18 protein-coding genes are annotated in these 19,177 nt (G+C 70.0%); 16 read left to right on the forward strand and 2 right to left on the reverse strand.

The window, feature by feature from the left end:
- Positions 1 to 80: 80 nt before the first annotated feature.
- The 11 genes from ACPPVQ_RS17075 to ACPPVQ_RS17125 are packed head-to-tail and all read left to right on the forward strand — an operon-like array spanning position 81 to position 11,940.
- Positions 81 to 1,802, forward strand: a complete 1,722-nt coding sequence (locus tag ACPPVQ_RS17075) for a nitrite/sulfite reductase (RefSeq protein ID WP_426516324.1) — start codon at positions 81 to 83, stop codon at positions 1,800 to 1,802.
- On the forward strand, positions 1,799 to 2,521 hold the full coding sequence (locus ACPPVQ_RS17080; RefSeq protein WP_426516325.1) for a phosphoadenylyl-sulfate reductase: 723 nt from the start codon (positions 1,799 to 1,801) through the stop codon (positions 2,519 to 2,521). The genes ACPPVQ_RS17075 and ACPPVQ_RS17080 overlap by 4 nt, the downstream gene beginning before the upstream one ends.
- Positions 2,518 to 3,450, forward strand: a complete 933-nt coding sequence (gene cysD / locus ACPPVQ_RS17085) for a sulfate adenylyltransferase subunit CysD (protein WP_426516326.1) — start codon at positions 2,518 to 2,520, stop codon at positions 3,448 to 3,450. The genes ACPPVQ_RS17080 and cysD overlap by 4 nt, the downstream gene beginning before the upstream one ends.
- Positions 3,450 to 4,805: a sulfate adenylyltransferase subunit 1 gene (locus ACPPVQ_RS17090; protein ID WP_426516327.1), complete on the forward strand. Its 1,356-nt coding sequence runs from the start codon at positions 3,450 to 3,452 to the stop codon at positions 4,803 to 4,805. The genes cysD and ACPPVQ_RS17090 overlap by 1 nt, the downstream gene beginning before the upstream one ends.
- Positions 4,802 to 5,905, forward strand: a complete 1,104-nt coding sequence (locus ACPPVQ_RS17095) for an ABC transporter substrate-binding protein (RefSeq protein WP_426516328.1) — start codon at positions 4,802 to 4,804, stop codon at positions 5,903 to 5,905. The genes ACPPVQ_RS17090 and ACPPVQ_RS17095 overlap by 4 nt, the downstream gene beginning before the upstream one ends.
- A 3-nt stretch (positions 5,906 to 5,908) precedes the next feature.
- Positions 5,909 to 6,655 carry an ABC transporter ATP-binding protein gene (locus ACPPVQ_RS17100; RefSeq protein ID WP_426516329.1) on the forward strand — a complete coding sequence of 249 codons (747 nt, stop codon included), beginning with the start codon at positions 5,909 to 5,911 and terminating at the stop codon, positions 6,653 to 6,655.
- On the forward strand, positions 6,645 to 7,568 hold the full coding sequence (locus tag ACPPVQ_RS17105; protein WP_426516330.1) for an ABC transporter permease: 924 nt from the start codon (positions 6,645 to 6,647) through the stop codon (positions 7,566 to 7,568). Before ACPPVQ_RS17100 ends, ACPPVQ_RS17105 begins: the two co-directional genes overlap by 11 nt.
- Positions 7,565 to 8,845 carry a uroporphyrinogen-III C-methyltransferase gene (cobA, locus tag ACPPVQ_RS17110; RefSeq protein WP_426516331.1) on the forward strand — a complete coding sequence of 427 codons (1,281 nt, stop codon included), beginning with the start codon at positions 7,565 to 7,567 and terminating at the stop codon, positions 8,843 to 8,845. Before ACPPVQ_RS17105 ends, cobA begins: the two co-directional genes overlap by 4 nt.
- Positions 8,846 to 10,225 carry an FAD-dependent oxidoreductase gene (locus ACPPVQ_RS17115; protein WP_426516332.1) on the forward strand — a complete coding sequence of 460 codons (1,380 nt, stop codon included), beginning with the start codon at positions 8,846 to 8,848 and terminating at the stop codon, positions 10,223 to 10,225. It abuts the gene before it with no gap.
- Positions 10,226 to 10,243: 18 nt separating this feature from the next.
- On the forward strand, positions 10,244 to 11,218 hold the full coding sequence (locus ACPPVQ_RS17120; protein WP_426516333.1) for an NAD(P)/FAD-dependent oxidoreductase: 975 nt from the start codon (positions 10,244 to 10,246) through the stop codon (positions 11,216 to 11,218).
- The gene (locus ACPPVQ_RS17125; protein ID WP_426516334.1) at positions 11,215 to 11,940 is read left to right on the forward strand and encodes a sirohydrochlorin chelatase; all 726 of its coding nucleotides are present in this window, start codon (positions 11,215 to 11,217) and stop codon (positions 11,938 to 11,940) included. The genes ACPPVQ_RS17120 and ACPPVQ_RS17125 overlap by 4 nt, the downstream gene beginning before the upstream one ends.
- On the opposite strand, the gene ACPPVQ_RS17130 is transcribed toward ACPPVQ_RS17125, so the two are convergent.
- Positions 11,937 to 12,467: a hypothetical protein gene (locus ACPPVQ_RS17130; RefSeq protein ID WP_426516335.1), complete on the reverse strand. Its 531-nt coding sequence runs from the start codon at positions 12,465 to 12,467 to the stop codon at positions 11,937 to 11,939. The genes ACPPVQ_RS17125 and ACPPVQ_RS17130 overlap by 4 nt on opposite strands.
- 85 nt (positions 12,468 to 12,552) lie before the next feature.
- Positions 12,553 to 13,488, reverse strand: coding sequence for a ribokinase (locus tag ACPPVQ_RS17135; RefSeq protein WP_426516336.1), 936 nt, complete (start codon positions 13,486 to 13,488; stop codon positions 12,553 to 12,555).
- A gap of 206 nt (positions 13,489 to 13,694) precedes the next feature.
- Between ACPPVQ_RS17135 and ACPPVQ_RS17140 the strand changes: the two genes are divergently transcribed.
- The 5 genes from ACPPVQ_RS17140 (at position 13,695) to ACPPVQ_RS17160 (ending at position 19,176) form a co-directional block, all read left to right on the forward strand.
- On the forward strand, positions 13,695 to 14,297 hold the full coding sequence (locus ACPPVQ_RS17140) for a GNAT family N-acetyltransferase (RefSeq protein ID WP_426516337.1): 603 nt from the start codon (positions 13,695 to 13,697) through the stop codon (positions 14,295 to 14,297).
- A gap of 38 nt (positions 14,298 to 14,335) precedes the next feature.
- Positions 14,336 to 16,072: a cation:proton antiporter gene (locus ACPPVQ_RS17145; RefSeq protein WP_426516338.1), complete on the forward strand. Its 1,737-nt coding sequence runs from the start codon at positions 14,336 to 14,338 to the stop codon at positions 16,070 to 16,072.
- Positions 16,073 to 16,232: 160 nt separating this feature from the next.
- A complete protein-coding gene (locus tag ACPPVQ_RS17150) occupies positions 16,233 to 17,450 on the forward strand; it encodes an NAD(P) transhydrogenase subunit alpha (RefSeq protein WP_426516339.1) in 1,218 nt (405 codons plus the stop codon).
- The gene (locus ACPPVQ_RS17155) at positions 17,447 to 17,767 is read left to right on the forward strand and encodes an NAD(P) transhydrogenase subunit alpha (protein ID WP_426516340.1); all 321 of its coding nucleotides are present in this window, start codon (positions 17,447 to 17,449) and stop codon (positions 17,765 to 17,767) included. Before ACPPVQ_RS17150 ends, ACPPVQ_RS17155 begins: the two co-directional genes overlap by 4 nt.
- A complete protein-coding gene (locus ACPPVQ_RS17160; RefSeq protein WP_426516341.1) occupies positions 17,764 to 19,176 on the forward strand; it encodes an NAD(P)(+) transhydrogenase (Re/Si-specific) subunit beta in 1,413 nt (470 codons plus the stop codon). Before ACPPVQ_RS17155 ends, ACPPVQ_RS17160 begins: the two co-directional genes overlap by 4 nt.
- Position 19,177: the final 1 nt, after the last annotated feature.

Consider the following 19,177-nt stretch of genomic DNA (forward strand, 5'->3'; position numbering starts at 1 on the left):
GCTGCGGCCCTCGACCGCGGAACTCCCGCTGGGCTAACTTGCGGAACCAACCCACCCCAGCGCCATTCGAGGAGTTCCGCATGCCAGACAGCGCCGCAAGCGCTCCGACCACGGTCGCAGCGCGCCGCCCCCTGACCGGCGGCAGCCAGCGCAGCAACGGGCAGTGGAAGGTCGACGGAACGACCCCGCTGAACGGCAACGAAGCGTGGAAGCAGGAGGATGGCGGACTCTCCGTCCGCGAACGCATCGAGTCCACCTACGCCCGGCTGGGCTTCGACAGCATCGACCCGACCGACCTGCACGGCCGTTTCCGCTGGTGGGGTCTCTACACCCAGCGCAAGCCCGGCATTGACGGCGGCAAGACCGCCACCCTCGAGCCCGAAGAGCTCGAAGACAAGTACTTCATGCTGCGCGTGCGCATCGACGGCGGCCAGCTGTCGACCGGACAGCTGCGGATCATCGGCGGGATCTCGACCGAGTTCGCGCGGGACTCGGCCGACCTGACCGATCGCCAGAACATCCAGCTGCACTGGATCCGCGTGGAGGACGTTCCCGAGATCTGGAGGCGCCTCGAAAGCGTCGGGCTCGGCACGACCGAGGCGTGCGGCGATGTTCCGCGCGTCGTGCTCGGCTCGCCGGTGGCCGGCATCGCGGCCGACGAACTGATCGACCCGTCCCCTGCGATCGCCGCCATCACGGAGCGGTACATCGGCGATCCGGAGCTGGCGAACCTGCCACGCAAGTTCAAGACGGCGCTGACCGGGCATCCGAGTCAGGATGTCGTGCACGAGATCAACGACGTCGCGTTCGTCGCGGTCGAGCATCCGGAATTCGGCGTCGGCTACGACCTGTGGGTCGGTGGTGGGCTTTCCACTGCGCCCCGGCTGGCTGAACGGCTCGGCGTCTTCGTCGAGCCCGACCGCGTGGCCGAGACCTGGTACGGGGTGACCGCGATCTTCCGCGACTACGGGTACCGCCGCCTGCGCAACAAGGCGCGTCTCAAGTTCCTGCTCGCCGACTGGGGGGCCGAGAAGTTCCGGCAGGTGCTCGAAGACGAATACCTGGACTTCCCGCTCCCCGACGGCCCGGCCGCGCCCACACCGACGACGCCCGGCGACCATATCGGCGTGCACCGCCAGAAGGATGGCGCGTTCTACATCGGGGTGACACCGATCGTCGGCCGCATCTCGGGCTCGGCACTGACCCGGCTGGCCGAGATCCTCGAATCGAACGGCTCGCAGCGCCTCCGCACCACCCCGCACCAGAAGCTGGTGTTGCTGGACATCCCCGAAGACCGCGTCGAGACCGTGATCGCTGCGGTCGACGAGATCGGGCTGTCCGCACGACCGAGCGCTTTCCGGCGTTCGACGATCGCCTGCACCGGCCTCGAATTCTGCAAGCTGGCGATCGTCGAGACGAAGGCCGCGGCTGCCCGCGCGGTCGGCGAGCTGGAGAAACGGCTCGCTTCGGTCGAGCTGCCGGCGCCGATCTCGCTGCACGTGAACGGATGCCCGAACTCGTGCGCGCGCATCCAGACCGCCGACATCGGGCTCAAAGGGCAACTGCTGCCCGACGGCGACGGCGGACAGACCCCCGGGTTCCAGGTGCACCTTGGCGGCGGCCTCGCCTCGAACGACCGCGCAGAGCCGGGCCTCGGCCGCACCATCCGCGGCCTCAAAGTGACCACCACCGACCTGCCCGACTATGTCGAGCGCCTCGTACTCCGATTTCTGCACGACCGGGAGAACGAGGAGACGTTCGCGGAATGGGCGCACCGCGCAGACGAGGAGGCGCTGAAATGACCATCACGCACGAGACGCCGCTCCGCCGGTCGAACGACGAACTGCGTGAGCTGGCCGAGAGCGGCGCCCGCGAACTGGGCGACGCTCCCGCCGACGCCGTCGTCGCCTGGGTCGCACGCAACGTCGACACGAGCCTCGCCACCGTCGCCTGCTCGATGGCCGACGCCGTGCTCCCCCACCTCGTCTCCCAGTACCTGCCCGGTGTCGATGTTCTCTTCCTCGACACCGGATACCACTTTCCCGAGACCTACGCGACCCGCGACACCGTCGCCCGCGAGCTGTCGGTGCGGGTCGTCGACGTGCTGCCGAAACGGACCGTCGCCGAACAGGACCTGGATCACGGCAAGGACCTGTTCGCCCGCGACCCGAACCTGTGCTGCGCATTGCGCAAGGTCGAGCCGCTCGGCCGCTCCCTCGAACCCTACGAGCTCTGGTTCACCGGAGTGCGACGCGAGGAGGCCCCGACACGCGCCGCGACCCCGGTCATCGCCTGGGATGCGAAGAACGGACTGATCAAAGTCAACCCGCTCGCCGCCTGGACCTTCGACCAGCTGCTCGACTACGCGTCGGCGTTCTCGGTGCCGGTGAACCCGCTGATGGCCGACGGCTACCCGTCGATCGGATGCGCACCGTGCACCGCGCGCGTCGCACCGGGCGCAGACCCACGGTCCGGACGATGGGCCGGACTCGGCAAGACGGAATGCGGGCTCCACGAATGACGACAACGACACCGACGTCGGCTGCCGCCGCCGCACGCCCCGGCGACATCCTCGACGTGCTCGAAAGCGAGTCGATCCACATCATCCGCGAGGTGGTCGCCGAATTCGAGCGCCCTGTGCTGCTCTTCTCGGGCGGCAAGGATTCCGTCGTGGTGCTGCACCTGGCCGCGAAGGCGTTCTGGCCGGGTCGCGTGCCCTTTCCCGTGCTGCACGTCGACACAGGGCACAACTTTCCCGAGGTGCTCGCCTTCCGGGACGCCACGGTCGAGAAGCTGGGTGTGAAACTCGCCGTCGCACGTGTGCAGGACTACATCGACGACGGTCGCCTCGACGAGCGCACGGACGGCACGCGCAACCCGCTGCAGACGCTGCCGCTGCTCGACGCCATCGCGGCCGGACGCCACGACGCCGTCTTCGGCGGTGCGCGCCGCGACGAGGACAAGGCCAGGGCGAAGGAGCGGATCATCTCCCTGCGCGACAGCTTCGGCCAGTGGGACCCGCGCAACCAGCGCCCCGAGCTCTGGAACCTCTACAACGGGCGCCACCGCCCGGGCGAGCACGTGCGCGCCTTCCCGATCAGCAACTGGACAGAGCTCGATGTCTGGCGCTACATCGAACGCGAAGGCATCGAACTTCCCTCCCTCTACTACGCGCACGAACGCGAGGTGTACCGCCGTGACGGAATGTGGCGCGCGGTCGGGCCGGTCTCCGAGCCGCGTCCGGACGAGCGTGTCCAGCGCGTCGAGGTGCGGTACCGAACGGTCGGCGACATGAGCTGCACCGGAGCGGTGGAGTCGGATGCGCGCACCGTCACCGACGTCGTGCGCGAGATCGCCGCATCCACCATCACCGAACGCGGCGCCACGCGGGCCGACGACCGGATCTCCGAGGCAGCCATGGAGGACCGCAAGCGAGAGGGCTACTTCTGATGACGCTGACGACCGACTATCCGCCGGCGCTCGCAGCCCCGGTCACGACCGGCACGCTGTTCCGCTTTGCAACCGCCGGCTCCGTCGACGACGGCAAGTCGACCCTGGTCGGGCGCCTGCTCCACGACAGCAAGTCGATTCTCGTCGACCAGCTCGAGGCAGTCACCCGCACGTCGATCGAGCGCGGCTTCGGTGGCGACACGGGCGCGATCGACCTCGCCCTCTTCACCGACGGCCTGCGCGCCGAGCGGGAGCAGGGCATCACGATCGATGTCGCCTACCGCTACTTCACCACCGGCCGGCGGTCGTTCATCCTCGCCGACTGCCCCGGCCACGTGCAGTACACGCGCAACATGGTCACCGGTGCCACCACGGCGGACGCGGTGATCGTGCTCGTCGATGCGCGCAAGGGTGTGCTCGAGCAGACCCGCCGCCACCTCTCGGTTCTCGCCCTGCTGCGGGTTCCGCACGTGATCGTGGCCATCAACAAGATCGACCTGCTCGGTTTCGCCGAGCAGCCGATCGCCGACCTGACGGCCGACCTGCTGGCCGTCACCGACGAGCTCGGGCTGCAGGATGTCCGCGTCGTGCCGGTATCGGCACTCGACGGCGACAACGTGGTCGAACGGTCGGAGCGCACGCCCTGGTACACCGGCGAAACACTGCTCGACCTGCTGGAGACCCTGCCGACAACGGATGACCACGAAGGGCGCAGCCCCGACTTCCGGCTTCCGGTCCAGCTGGTCCTCCGCCCCCAGGGTGCGGTCTCGCCGACGGTCGTGGAACCGGATGCGTTCCGCGACTACCGCGCGTACGCCGGCCAGCTCTCGAGCGGCACGGTCCGTGTCGGCGATCGTGTCGACGTGCACCCGGGCGGAGCCTCGACGGTGGTCCGGTCGATCACCGTCGCCGGTCGCCCTGTGGCCGAAGCGTCGGCCCCGCAGTCGGTCGCCGTCGAACTGGAGCACGACCTCGACCTGGCCCGCGGCGCACTGATCGGCAGTGCGGGGAGCCTCCCCGAAAGCACGAGCAGTTTCGTGGCCGAACTCTTCTGGCTCGGGCACCGGCCGCTGACCGTGGGCGACCGGCTCCTCGTCAAGTCCGGTACGTCGATCGTTCAGGCCCGGGTCGGTTCGCTCGAAGGCCGGCGCGACCTCGACACGTTCGGGCTGGAGCCGGCTGACCGACTCGAGCTGAACGACATCGGGCTCGCGCGTATCGAGACGGGCACCCCACTCCCGCTCGACGAATTCACGACCCACCGGCGCTCCGGCGCCTTCCTCCTCATCCATCCGCAGGACGGCGGCACACTCGCCGCGGGAATCGTCCGTTCCATCGAAAGGCCCGAATCATGACTCGCACCAATCGCAGGAACCACCCCGCTCTGACGCGCCGCAAGGGCCGTCTCGTCGCCGCTGCCGCACTGGCCGTCGCTGCGACCGCCCTTCTGGCCGCGTGCTCGTCCGCCGACGCCGCGACGCCGCCCTCGGGTTCGGGCGGCAGCCCGGCGGCGACTCTCCGCCTCGGCTACTTCGACAACATCACCCATGCACCGGCGCTCATCGGCCTGCAGCAGGGCAGCCTCGCGGCCGCCCTGGGCTCGACCAAACTTTCCACGCAGATCTTCAACGCGGGACCCGCCGAGATCGAGGCGCTCAGTGCCGGCGCGATCGACGCTGCGTACATCGGCCCGAGCCCGGCGATCAACTCCTACATCAAGAGTCACGGCGAATCCCTGAAGATCGTCGCCGGTGCGACGAACGGCGGCGCATCCCTGGTGGTCGCTCCCGGCATCACCTCGGCGGCGGACCTGAAGGGCAAGACCCTGGCGTCGCCGCAGCTCGGCAACACCCAGGACGTCGCACTGCGCTACTGGCTGAAGTCGAAGGGCTACAAGACCCAGGTCTCCGGGTCGGGCGATGTGACCATCAACCCCACGGACAACGCGTCGACGCTGGCCCTGTTCAAGACCGGCAAGCTCGACGGGGCGTGGCTCCCCGAGCCGTGGGCGTCCACTCTCGTCGTCAATGCCGGCGCGAAGGTTCTCGTCGACGAGGCGTCGCTCTGGCCGCACAAGACGTTCCCGACCACGGTGCTGGTGGTGTCGCAGCAGTTCCTCTCTGCGCATCCGGCGACCGTCGCGGCGCTCGTCAAGGGCAACGCGGATGCGATCGCCTGGCTGAACGCGCACAAGCCGGAGGCCGCGCAGGTGCTGAACGAGAAGCTGAAAGCCGACACCGGCAAGGCGCTCGCACCGGCGATCATCGACCGCGCCCTCGGCAACGTGACCTTCTCGAACGACCCGGTGGCGTCGGCGTACCCGACCCTCGTCTCGCACGCTGTCGCCGTCGGCACCGGCACGAACGGGTCGATCAAGGGCCTCCTCGACCTCGCGGCGCTGAACGCCCTGCGCGCCAAGGCCGGGCAGGCCGCCATCCCTTCGGGCGGTGAGTGAGGCATGACCGTCGACGCCGCAATCCGGATCGGCCACCTGTCGAAGCGTTACGCGCCGGGCGCCCCGCTCGTGCTCGAGGACGTCTCGCTCGACGTGGCCGCGGGTGAGTTCGTGTGCCTGGTCGGCGCATCCGGTTGCGGTAAGTCGACCCTGCTCAGTGTTGTGGCGGGCCTCGAGGCGCCGACCGCCGGCACCGTCGATGTCGCCGGCGGGCAGGCCGCGATGATGTTCCAGGAGTCGGCCCTGCTGCCCTGGCTGACCGCGCGCCGCAACGTCGAGTTCGCGCTCGAGCTGCGCGGGGTCGCCGCGGCCGACCGGCGGGCGCAGGCCCTGGATCTCCTCGATCTCGTGAACCTCGCACCGGCCGCCGACAAGCGCCCGCACCAGCTCTCGGGCGGGATGCGCCAGCGCGTCGCCCTCGCCCGCGCTCTCGCCCAGGACCGCCCTGTGCTGCTGATGGACGAGCCCTTCGCCGCCGTCGACGCCATCACGCGCGACCTTCTCCACGCCGAACTGGAGCGGATCTGGCTGGAGACCAACCGCACCATCGTCTTCGTCACCCACAACGTCGGTGAAGCGATCCGCCTGGGTGACCGCATCATCCTGCTCGGCTCGCGACCGGGGCGCATCGCCGCCGAGTGGTCGATCGACCGGGCGACGCGCGCAACGATGACGGCGGGTGACCTCGCCGACCTGCAAGCCGACATCACAGGCCGGCTGCGACAGGGGATCCGGGCCAATGCTGCCTGACACCGTGAAGCTCTCCGAATCCGTGGACCTGCGGGAGCGGGACGCCCATGCCGACGACCTGCGGAGTGTCGAGTCCGGACTCGATGCGCTGCAGGCGGTGGATGCGCACCCGCGCGGCACGTTCCGTCGCGTCCTGCGCGCCACGGTTCCGACGCTGACCCTGCTGGTCGCTCTCGTCGCGGCCTGGCAGGTCTACATCGTCGTCGCCCACCCGCGGCCCGACATCGTGCCCGGTCCTGCGGATGTCGCCGCCGCGTTCGCCACCGCCTGGAACTCCGGCCAGCTCCAGCTCGCCGTCACCACCAGCCTCACCCGCGGGGCGACCGGCTTCGTCATCGCGATCATCGTCGCCACCCCGATCGGCCTGCTGCTCGCCGAGCTCGCGCCGCTGCGCCGTGCGTTCGGGCCGATCATCTCCGGCCTCCAGGTGCTGCCGTCGGTCGCCTGGGTGCCGGCTGCGATCCTCTGGTTCGGGCTCAGCGACGGCGCGGTGTACTTCGTCGTGCTGATGGGCGCCATCCCTTCGATCGTGAACGGGCTGCTCGCCGGCGTCGACCAGGTGCCGCCGGCGCTGCGCCGGGTCGGACTGGTACTCGGCGCGTCCCGCCGGCAGCTTTCGACGAAGGTCATGCTCCCTGCCGCCCTTCCCGGCTACTTCGGCGGCCTCAAGCAGGGGTGGGCGTTCTCGTGGCGCTCGCTCATGGCCGCCGAGATCATCGCAACCGGCGGATCGATGGGATTCGGCCTGGGCTCCATGCTTCAGCAGAGCCGCGACCTCGCCGACATCGCGTCTGTGCTCGCCACCGTGCTGACGATCCTGGTGATCGGCGTCGTCGTCGAACTCCTCGTCTTCGCACCCATCGAACGCGGCCTGCTCAGCCGGCGCGGACTTCGACCGACGGGATCCCGATGAACACCACCCAGCCCCTCTATCCGCTCACGCTCCGGCTCGCCGGACGCGAGGCGCTCGTCGTCGGCGGGGGCCCGGTCGCCGCTCGCCGGGCATCCGGTCTCATCGTCGCCGACGCCATCGTTACTGTCGTCGCACCTGTGGTGTGCGCCGAACTCGCCGACCTCATCCGCTCGGGTGCCGTCACCTGGCTCGTACGCGGGTATCAGCAGGGCGACCTCGACGGGAAGTGGCTCGTGCACACGGCGACCGGTGACCGCGCGGTCGACGAGGCGGTTCGTGCGGATGCCGACACGGCCCGCGTGTGGTGCGTCGACGCATCCGACCACGAGGCTTCGGCCGCCTGGGTGCCGGCCGTCACCCGGCGCCAGGGTGTCACCGTCGCCGTCGCGGCAGGCGGCGACCCGCGACGCGCGACAGCGGTACGGGATGCGGTGGCCGCGGCCATCGACGACGGCACGATCTCGCCGTTCGCGGCCATCCCCGCCGCCTCGAAGCAGCCGCGCCGCGTCGACTTCCCTGCCGGCTCCGTCGCCCTCGTCGGCGGAGGCCCGGGCGACCCCGACCTCATCACCGTCCGGGGACGCGATCTTCTCGCGCAGGCGGATGTCGTGGTCGCCGACCGTCTCGGCCCGCGCACCTTGCTCGCCGGTCTCTCCGACCGCGTGACCGTGATCGACGTCGGCAAACTGCCCGGCCACCATCCGGTGCCGCAGGACGAGATCAACGCGATCCTCGTGCGATACGCGAAGGCTGGGCAGCGCGTGCTGCGCCTGAAGGGCGGCGACCCGTACGTGCTCGGTCGCGGGGGCGAGGAACTCGACCTCTGCCGCACCGCAGGCGTGCCCGTCCAGGTGGTGCCCGGCGTCACCAGCGCGATCTCCGCGCCGGCGGTGGCGGGCATCCCGGTCACGCATCGCGGCGTCGCCGCAGGCTTCACGGTCGTGACCGGCCACGACCAGCTCGCCGACCTGCCGGGCGGCCGCGACCACACCGTCGTTCTGCTGATGGGTGTCTCCGGCCTGGCGCGATCCGCGGCGACGCTCGCTGCGGGCACGCGCGGCGCCGACTGCCCGGTGGCCATCATCGAAGACGCCTACGGTGCGGGCGAACGCGTCACGGTCGGCACACTCGCGAGCATCGGCCGGCAGGCTGAGGAGACCGCCGTGCGCTCACCGGCCGTCGTCGTCGTCGGCGACGTGGTCGCGCTCGGGCACCACGCTCACGGTTCCACCGCCGACCACCGCGAACTCATCGACACCCTGACGAAAGGCCTCTGAATGAACCGACCGATCCGCGTCGCCATCGTCGGCGCAGGACCCGCCGGAATCTACGCCGGGAGCATCCTTGCGAACCGCGTACCCGGAGTGGCGATCGACCTCTTCGAATCCCTCCCCGCGCCGTACGGGCTCATCCGTTACGGGGTCGCACCCGATCACCCCCGCATCAAGGGCATCGTCACCTCGCTGCACGAGATGCTCGACGGGGGCGCCATCCGGTTCATCGGCAACGTCGAGGTGGGGGCCGACGTGAGCGTCGCCGACCTGCGCGCGTACTACCACGCGGTCATCTTCGCGACCGGGGCGATCCGCGACGCCGACCTCGACATCCCGGGCGTCGAGCTGGCGGGCTCCTACGGAGCGGCCGACTTCGTCTCGTGGTACGACGGGCATCCGGATGTGCCCCGGGACTGGACGCTCGACGCCGCGCAGGTCGCGGTGATCGGCAACGGCAACGTAGCACTCGACGTCGCTCGCATCCTGGCCAAGCACCCAAAGGACCTGCTGACCACGGAGATCCCGGACAACGTGGTCGCCGGGTTGACGGACTCGGCCGTCACCGACGTTCACGTCTTCGGACGTCGCGGACCCGGCGACGTGAAGTTCACGCCGATCGAGTTGCGGGAGCTCGGGGAGCTCCGCGACGTCGACATCATTCTGGATGACGCCGACTTCGCGGAGGACACGGTCGCGGCTCCCGCGGAAGGCGTGAAGCCGACCAACCAGTCCAAGGTGATCGCCCGCATCTTCGCGAGCTGGCGTGAGCGCGAAGTGGGCGCCGCGAGCCGGCGGCTGCACCTCCACTTCTTCCACAAGCCGCTCGACATCATCGGCGACCAGCGCGTCGAGGCCCTGCGGTTCGAGCGCACCGTCGTCGATGCCGACGGTCGGGTCACCGGCACCGGTATCGTGCACGAATACCCGGTCGCCGCGGTCTACCGGGCGGTCGGTTACTACGGTTCCCCTGTCAACGACGTACCCTTCGCGCCCGCGACGGGAACCATCCCGAACGACGGGGGCCGCGTGCTCGACGCGGACGGCACCCGAGCGCCCGGGCTCTACGCGACCGGCTGGATCAAGCGCGGACCGGTCGGCCTGATCGGCCACACCAAGAGCGATGCCACCGAGACCATCGAGAACCTGGTCGAAGACCTGGACACGCTGGTGGCGACGTCCGAGCCGTCGGCCGACGACATCCTCGGCCTGCTCGAATCGCGCGGCGTTCCGTTCACGACGTGGGACGGCTGGCTGCGTTTGGATGCCCACGAGCGCTTCCTCGGCAGCACGACGCTCCTCGATGTCGAGCGCGAACGGGTGAAAGTCGTGCCCCGGGACGAGCAGGTCGCCATTTCGCGTGACGAGGCTCTGGCACTGTCGTGACCTATCTGGAGACTTCGCATGAGCGATGAGACGGTTCCGGATGACATCGTCGACTGCGTCGTCATCGGCGGAGGCCCGGCGGGGCTCTCCGCAACGCTGAACCTTGCGCGCGCCGTGGCGACCGTCGCACTCGTCGACACCGGCCGGCCGCGCAATGCGGCGACCCTGCGCTCCCACGGATTCCTGAGCCGGGATGGCATACCGCCCCACGAACTGCGCAAGCTCGGTGTCGCCGAGCTGCGCGAGTATCCGCACATCCGTATCCACGAGCGCGCGACGGTGACGCGGGTGGCGCAAGTTGCGCGTGACGGCGCGGAGGCGCATCCGTTCGTCGTCGAGGTGTCGTCGCGTGCTCCGGGCGACACGCGGCGGCTTGCCGCACGCACGGTGCTCCTCGCGACCGGGCTGCGCGAGACACTGCCCGAGATCGAGGGTGTGCGCTCCTTCTACGGGATGAGCGTCTTCAGCTGCGTCGCCTGCGACGGCTGGGAGCTCCGGGACCGGCCGCTCGCCCTGATCGGCGAGACCGCCGACCTGGGTGCGCGCGCCCTCCACCTGTCGCGCTGGACCACCGAGCTGACCGTCTTCACCAACGGTGTCGGTGCGCTCGCGGCGGATGACGAGGCCCGGCTCGACGCCCGCGGAATCCGGGTCGTTCGCACACCGATCGCCGGCCTCGAGGGCCCTCGCGGCCAGGTCGCGGCGGTGCGACTGGTCGACGGAACGTCGGTGCCCGTCGACGGCGGGTTCATCCGACCCGTCTGGGATGCGCCGATCGCCTTTCTCGACGACCTGCCCGCCATCGATGCCGACGGCTTTGTCGTTGCCGACGTCGAGGGCCGCACGAGCATTCCCGGGGTGTACGCGGCCGGCGACCTCGTCCCACCGGGCCCGCAGCAGCTGATCGTTGCGGCGGGCGCCGGCGCGCGAACGGCCGCGGCCCTGGTCGCCGACCTCGTCGCGGGGCGGACCCGGATCGGGGTGACCGGATGACCGCCGCCGAATCGGTGCTCGTGCTCCCCTCGCACGGTACCGGCGATCCGGTCGGCCAGGGCGCCATCCGCGCACTCGTCGACGCTGTCGCTGCGCGGGTCGACGTGCCCGTCCTCGACTGCTTCGTCGACGTTCAGCAGCCGGATGTCCCGGCCACGCTGGCGATCGCACCGGGCGAAGCGCCCCTCGTCATCGTTCCCCTGCTCCTGTCGACCGGCTACCACGTGCGCGTCGACGTCACCGAGGCCGCGCTGAGCGTCGCGCCACGGCGGACGGTGGTCACCCCGGCACTGGGCCCGGATGACCGCCTCGTCGACCTGCTCGCGCTCCGCCTCCGGGAGGCCGGGCTCCGCAGCACAGACCAGGTCGTGCTCGCAGCCGCAGGATCGAGCGACCCGGATGCGGTCGCCGACTGTGCCGAAGTCGCCGCGGCTCTGGGCCGTCGGCTCGGCACCGACGTCACGGTCGGATTCCTCGCTTCGGCAGAACCGCGACTCGATGCTGCGATCTCGACGGCGCGGGGGGCGCATCCCGGCCGGCGGATCGCGGTCGCCACGTACCTGCTGGCACCCGGGTTTTTCGCGCGACTCGCGGCTGCAGCGGATGCCGAGCTGGTCACCGCTCCGCTCCTTAGCGCAGACGGGCCTCCCCCGGCGGAACTCGTCGACCTCGTGATCGACCGCTATTCGCAGGCCGTGCGGTTGCAGGCCGCGACCGCCTAGCGCCCGATCGCCCACCAATGACGCTGGTCGCGTCGGCACTCCGCCGACGGCGACCGCTCGTCGACGACCGCATGGCGCCCCGCCTCATCCGGTTCGAAATGCCACCGCACCGGCCTGTTGTAGAAGCGCAGTTTCGACCCGCACTCCGGGCACTCGCCCGCGTATTTCTCGATGACGGCCTGTCCGCCGTCTTCGACGATGGCGGGCAGGATCGGAGACACCGGCAGCCAGCGACCGTCGCGGGTGACGACGCGCCAGAGCCGCCAGGCCGCTGCGACGCCGACCGCTCCGAGGGCCACGGCGAGAAGCAGACCGGCTCGGACGCCGTCGATCGACGTGGGGCTCGGCAGGTCTGCCGCGGCGAAGGAGACGGCCAGGATGGTGGCCGCGACGACAGCGACGAGCAGCGCCAGAATTCCAAAGATGACATTCGACCGGGCACCCACGCGAAGCCGGATCGACCAGCGACGCCCGAAGGCCAGTTCGCTCGTCAGCGGGGGCTCTGTCCCCAATCCGTCGACGCCCATCCGGAGATGATAGGTGGCCACTGCACCCTCGGTACAGGTCTCCCGATACACAGCGTCACACTCAGTCGAGGCGGGCAGGAGTGGGTCAGAGGGTCGAGCGGAAGGCCCGTATCTCGGCGAGAGTCGGGATGGACGGTACGGCTCCCGCGCGCTGAACCGACAGCGCCGCAGCCGCCGTAGCGAACTCCGCACACCGCACGAGCAGAGCGAGGTCGATCGACGAACTTCCCGCGCGTTCGAGTTCGGCGACAAGAGCCCCGCAGAAGGTGTCGCCCGCGCCCGTCGTGTCGACGGCATCCACGGGCAGTCCGGCGACGAGCGCGTCGCCACTCCCGGGCACGCTGACGAGCGCACCGCGGGCGCCGAGCGTGATGATCACCGCCAGCCCGAGTTCGCCGAGCACGGCTGCAAGGGCATGTTCGTCTGCGTCGACCCGCCCCGCCTGGCGGAGGTCGGCCGCCAGGTGGGCGGCCTCCTGGTCGTTCACGACGAGCACGTCGACGTCATCCAGGAGCTCCCGCGGCAGGTAACGGATGGGCGCCGCATTCAGCACAACGGTCGTGCCGGCCGATCGTGCAACCGCCGCGGCGTCGGCCACCGTCGCCATGGGCGTCTCCAGTTGCAGGAGCAGAACGCGTGCGCCTGCGATCACTGCGCGTTCCTCAACGGTCAGCTCCGTGAGCATCCCGTTCGCGCCCGAGTCGACCACGATCGCGTTCTCGCCCCGGTCATCCACTGTGATGAGCGCGGTGCCGGTGGGCGCGCCCACCCGCCGCAGGTGCAGTGCGACCCCGCTCTCGACGAGGCTCGCTTCGAGGCGGTCGCCGGCGGCATCCGTGCCGAGCGCGGCGATGAAGGATGCGTCGGCGCCCGCCCGGGCCGCAGCCGTCACCTGGTTGTTGCCTTTGCCGCCCGGCGCCGTGTCCGACGCGGTCGCGAGGATGGTCTCCCCCGCCGCCGGGATCCGCTCGACACGATAGATGAGGTCGAGGTTGGCGCTCCCGACCACGACGACACTCACGGGGCTACGATAGCGCGGCTCAGACCCGCGTTCGGTAGAGGTCGGCCTCGACCCGGTAGGCGTCGCCGAGGTAGGTGTTCCGGCCACCTTCGAGATCTCTCATCCCTCGCGCACGCTCACACAGGGTGCGCATAGCTGCGACCTCACTTTCCGCAGGCTTCGGCACCCACCATGGGGGGGACGTCGACTGGGAAGGGCGGCCGCACATGATGATCTCCGGACTGCATCGGCCTCGACTCCTGCGGGGCGCGGCCCTCGACGCCCCGGTCGTTGCTCCCGTGATCCGCACTCCCCGTCTCGTGCTGCGTCCGCACCGGATGGACGATGCGGATGCGTGGCTCGCGATCGAAGCCGACCCGAGCATCCGGCGCAACCTGCACTGGCCCGAGCGCGACCAGCATCACGCGCTCGCACACCTGCGTGACCGCACCCGGCACACGATGCTGCTGCAGTCCGGCGACTTCCTCGCGCTTGCGGTCGAACTCGACGGCGAAGTCATCGGCGACGTCTCGGTGCACCTGCGCACGGTCGCGCCCGAGACGCGTTCCGCCGAGCTGGGCTGGCTCGAACTCTCGCGCTTCGGCGGCCGGGGCTACGCGACCGAAGCGGCAGAGGGGATGCTCGGCTTCGTTTTCGGCACCCTCGGCGCGCGCTGGGTGACCGCCGTGATCGACGAGGACAACATCCGCTCGATCGCCCTGGCGAAGCGCCTGGGCTTCGAGTGCGTAGCCCACACCGGCCCCACCCTGACCTTCCTGAAGCCCACCGTCATCGTCGCCTCCCTCCCCTCCCCCGCCGCCCGGACCTGAAAGTGCCTCACTAGCCCACTCGAGGCTCACTAGTATGGGTGCCATCCGAGGTGGGGTGCGCGTGTACGCCCGGGGGTGAGGGGGAGCCGATCGAAGCGCTGATCATCGGCGTCGCGGGGCTGCTGGTCGTGGCGGCTGCAGCCGCTCTTGCTCCGCGCCTGCGCATCGCCGCCCCGATCATCCTGGTCGTCCTGGGCATCGTGATCAGCCTGCTCCCGTTCGTGCCGCCCGTGAAGGTGAGCCCCGAGCTGATCCTCGCCGGCATCCTTCCGCCCTTGCTCTATTCGGCATCCGTGTCGATGCCGACCATGAACTTCCGCCGCGAGTTCAACGCGATCGGTGGCCTCTCGGTCGCGCTCGTCGTCATCTCGTCGTTCGTACTCGGCCTGTTCTTCGCCTGGGTGATTCCTGGGCTCAGCATCTGGTGGGGGATCGCCCTCGGCGCGATCGTCAGCCCGACGGATGCGGTGGCCACGTCGATCGTGAAGCGGCTGGGCATCCGTGGCCGGGTCGTCGCCGTGCTCGAAGGCGAAAGCCTGCTGAACGACGCGACCGCGCTCGTGCTGTTGCGCACGGCGATCGCGGCCACGGCGGTCTCGATCTCGTTCTGGGGTGTGCTCGGCAGCTTCTTCTACGCCGTCGCAGTCGCCGTGATCCTCGGTTTCGTCGTCGGGCACCTGAACCTGTGGGTGCGGTCGAAGGTTCCGGATGCGACGGTCAACACGGTCATCTCGTTCACCGTGCCGTTCCTGGCTTCCATCCCGGCCGAACTGCTCGGCGCATCCGGTCTCGTCGCTGCCGTCGTCGCCGGCCTCGTCACCGGGTACGGCGCCGCCCGGCGCCTCCCGCCGCAGCACCGCCTCTCCGACAGCCAGAACTGGCGCGCGGTCGAACTCGTCTTCGAGGGCGCGATCTTCCTTCTGATGGGGCTGGAACTGTTCGCCATCATCAACGAGGTGCAGTACAAAGACGACGGGCTCGGGCCGGCCTTGGTGATCGCGCTGGGTGCGTTCGTGCTGACCCTGGTCGTGCGGGCCGCCTATGTCGCGTTGCTCCTGGCCGGAGCGGGCAGGCGTTCGCGGCGCAGCGAGAAAGTGAAGCCGCGACTCGACGTCATGCAGCAACGGCTCGACAGCCCCGAGACACTGGTCGCCCGGCCGGGCTCACCGCGCCCGGCGCCCGGGCCCGAGCAGATCGAACGCGCCAAGACGCACACGCGCCGGGTGCTCGCCGATATCAACTATCTGCTCGCGACGCCGCTCGGCTGGCGGGAAGGCGGCGTGCTCGTCTGGGCCGGGATGCGCGGCGCGGTCACGGTCGCCGCCGCACAGACACTCCCCCAGCAGACGCCGGACCGGGCGTTCCTCGTGCTGGTCGCGTTCATCGTCGCGGCGTCGTCGCTCCTGATCCAGGGCGGAACGCTCAGCCTGGTCGTCGGCTGGTTGAAGCCGGCGGGCCCGGATGCTGAAGCCGAGACCGAGGAACGCGGCCGCCTTCTCGAATTGCTCACCACCATCGAACGCGACATCCGGGCCGCCCATCCGCCGGTCGTCGAACTCCCCACCGACACCGCCGTCGACGCGGCCCTCCCCACCCCCGCGAGCTTCGCCGCACTCAAGCGGCTGACCATCCAGATCATCGAAGCCCAGCGGACCGCCCTCCTGGATGCGCGCGACGACGGGACGTTCAGCGCCGAGATCCTGAACAGCGCGCTCGACAATCTCGATGCCGACCAGATCAGCATCGAACTGAAGGGCGCCCCCGCAGGTCAGTGAGGGCCGCGCCGTTCAGACAGGAATCACGCGGAGTCGCACAGAACGTTTCGGACAGAGTCGTGAGGCGCCGGACCTCGGCACCTGGTAGCAGCCGGGGCGGCGCAGGAGTCGCTGGGTGCGCATGCGCGACGAAGGCGCGCCCGCGACTTATGCTGCTCATATGACGTCGCTGTCACCCACTCCTCCGGGAGATCCGCAGGCTGCCCTGACCATCGGCGTTCTCCGCGAGACCGCCGCCGGTGAGAACCGTGTCGCACTCGATCCCGACGTTGCCGCGGAGTTCCTGCGCGACGGTCGCCGGGTCCTGATCGAAAGCGGTGCCGGGGAGCGCGCCGGCTGGGCGGATGCCGACTACTCGGCCGCCGGCGCCACAGTCGCACCGCGGGCCGACGTGCTTGATCGCCTGGACGTCCTCGCGGCGGTGCGCCGGCCTCACGACGAGGTCACGTCGGCGCTTCGGGAGGGACAGGGTCTCGTCGGGATGCTCGATCCTTTCCAGAACCTCGACCTGCTGGATGGGCTCTGCCGACGGGGAGTCACGGTCGCGGCGTTCGAATTGCTGCCGCGCACCCTGAGTCGGTCACAGTCGATGGATGCCCTGAGCTCGCAGTCCGCGGCCGCCGGCTACCGGGCCGCGATCGTCGCCGCCGAGGCGTTCGGCGGGTTCTTCCCGATGATGATCACCGCCGCCGGAACGGCACGCCCCGCCCGCATCCTCGTCATCGGGGCCGGGGTCGCCGGGCTCCAGGCGCTGAGCACGGCCCGCCGCCTCGGCGCCGTGGTGACCGGCTACGACGTCCGCCCCGCATCCCGGGGAGAGGTCGAGTCGGTCGGCGCCTCGTTCGCCACCTCGTCGGTTGCCGAAGGCGCCGGTTCCGGCGGATACGCACGGGCCATGACCGCCGACGAGCTCGCCGCCCAACAGCAGGAGCTCTCGCAGCTCATCACCCGCTTCGACGTGGTGATCACCACCGCGAAGGTTCCCGGGAGGCGCCCGCCGGTGCTGGTGCCGCAGGAGACGCTCGAATCGATGGCCCGCGGCTCCGTCTGCGTCGACCTCGCGAGCGGCCCGTTCGGCGGCAACGTCCACGGCTCGGTCGACGGCCGGCGCATCGTCACGCCGAACGGTGTCACGGTGATCGGCAGCAGCGACCTCGCGATGACCATTCCCACTGCAGCGTCGCGGATGTTCGCGAAGAACGTCCACGCACTCATCGCGGCCCTGACCCACGACGGAACGTTCGAACCCGACCTCGACGACGAGCTGCAGCGGACCGTCGTCGTGTGCCACGACCACGAGATCGTCAGCGCTGCCATTCGCAAGGCGATGGGGCTCGACGAATCCCTTGAAGCTCGACCGGAGGAGGTGCGTTCGTGAGTACCGAACTGTTCACGGGCATCACGGTGTTCGTCCTGGCCCTGCTGGTCGGCTTCGAGGTGATCAGCAAGATCCCGTCGACGCTGCACACGCCGATGATGTCGGGCGCGAACGCCATCCACGGCGTCGTGATCGTCGGTGCCATCCTCACTGCGACCGCCGCTGACACCCCCATCGGCTACCTGCTTGCCGGCATCGCCTCAGCCTTCGCCGCAGCGAACGTGGTCGGCGGCTACCTGGTGACCGACCGGATGCTGCGCATGTTCCGCGCCCCGAGGCCCGCCCGCACCGTCGAGGCGAAGGAGCCCACGAAGTGACACCGCTCGAGCTCTGGACCGGTCTCGCCTACCTGGCTGCCGCCGTCGGATTCGTCGTCGGCCTGCACCTCATGCGCACACCGTCGACCGCCCGGCGCGGCAACCTCCTGTCGGCCTCCGGAATGGCCGTCGCGATCATCGCCACCCTCGTGCTCGCGATCAACGGCTCCGGGTCGCCGACCGGCTGGATCGTCCTGGCCGTCGGCATCGCGATCGGAAGTGTGGCGGGCGTGCTCGGGGCGACGCGCGTGAAGATGACCGCCATCCCGCAGCTGGTGAGCCTGTTCAACGCGGTCGGTGGCGGCGCGGCCGCCGCAATCGCGCTGGCCGAGATCCTGAAGGCGCCCGCGACCGTTCCGTTGACGCTGAGCGTGTCCATCCCGATCGTGCTCGACGTGCTGATCGGCTCTGTCACCTTCTCCGGCTCCCTGATCGCAGCCGGAAAGCTGCAGGGCGTCGTGTCAGGCCGGAGCATCCGCTTCTTCGGATCCCGCCTGCTCAACGTGCTCGCGATCCTCGTCGCGCTCGTGGCCGCCCTGGCGACCATCCTGCTCCCCGTCACGCCGGTCGCCGTCATCGGACTGCTCATCGCAGCCCTCGCCTTCGGTGTGCTGATGGTGCTCCCGATCGGCGGGGCGGATGCTCCGGTCGTCGTCTCACTCCTCAACGCCTTCACCGGACTCGCTGTCGCGATGGCCGGGTTCGTGATCGGCAACGAGGCCATGATCATCGCCGGCGCGCTCGTGGGCGCCGCGGGAACCATCCTGACCCTGCAGATGGCCGCGGCGATGAACCGGTCGGTGGCGAACATCCTGGTCGGCGGGTTCGGCGCCGGGCCGGCCGCGGCGGCCTCGGCCGACGAGGAGGCAGCCGACGTGCGCAGCCTCAGCGCCGACGACGTCGCCATCCAGCTCGCCTACGCGCAGCACGTGATCATCGTGCCCGGGTACGGTCTCGCCGCCAGCCAGGCGCAGCACGAGGTCGCCGAGCTGGCGCAGCTCCTCGAACAGCACGGAATCGATGTGAAGTACGCCATCCATCCGGTCGCGGGGCGGATGCCCGGGCACATGAACGTGCTGCTCGCCGAAGTCGCGGTTCCGTATGACGACCTGCTGCAGCTCGACGAAGCCAACCGGGCGTTCGAGAGCTGTGACGTGGCGCTCGTGATCGGGGCGAACGACGTGACCAACCCGGCCGCCCGCAGGTCGGGGAACCCGGTGTCCGGCATGCCCATCCTCGACGTCGACCGCGCGAAATCGGTGGTCGTGCTCAAGCGGTCGATGTCGCCCGGCTATGCGGGCATCCCGAACGACCTCTTCAGTCTTCCGAAGACCGGCATGTATTTCGCCGAAGCGAAGCAGGGCGTCACCCAGCTCATCGCCGCGGTGAAGCAGTACGTCGCGTCGTGAC

It is taken from the genome of Leifsonia sp. McL0618, assembly GCF_049994905.1.
Taxonomy (GTDB): Bacteria; Actinomycetota; Actinomycetes; order Actinomycetales; family Microbacteriaceae; genus Diaminobutyricibacter.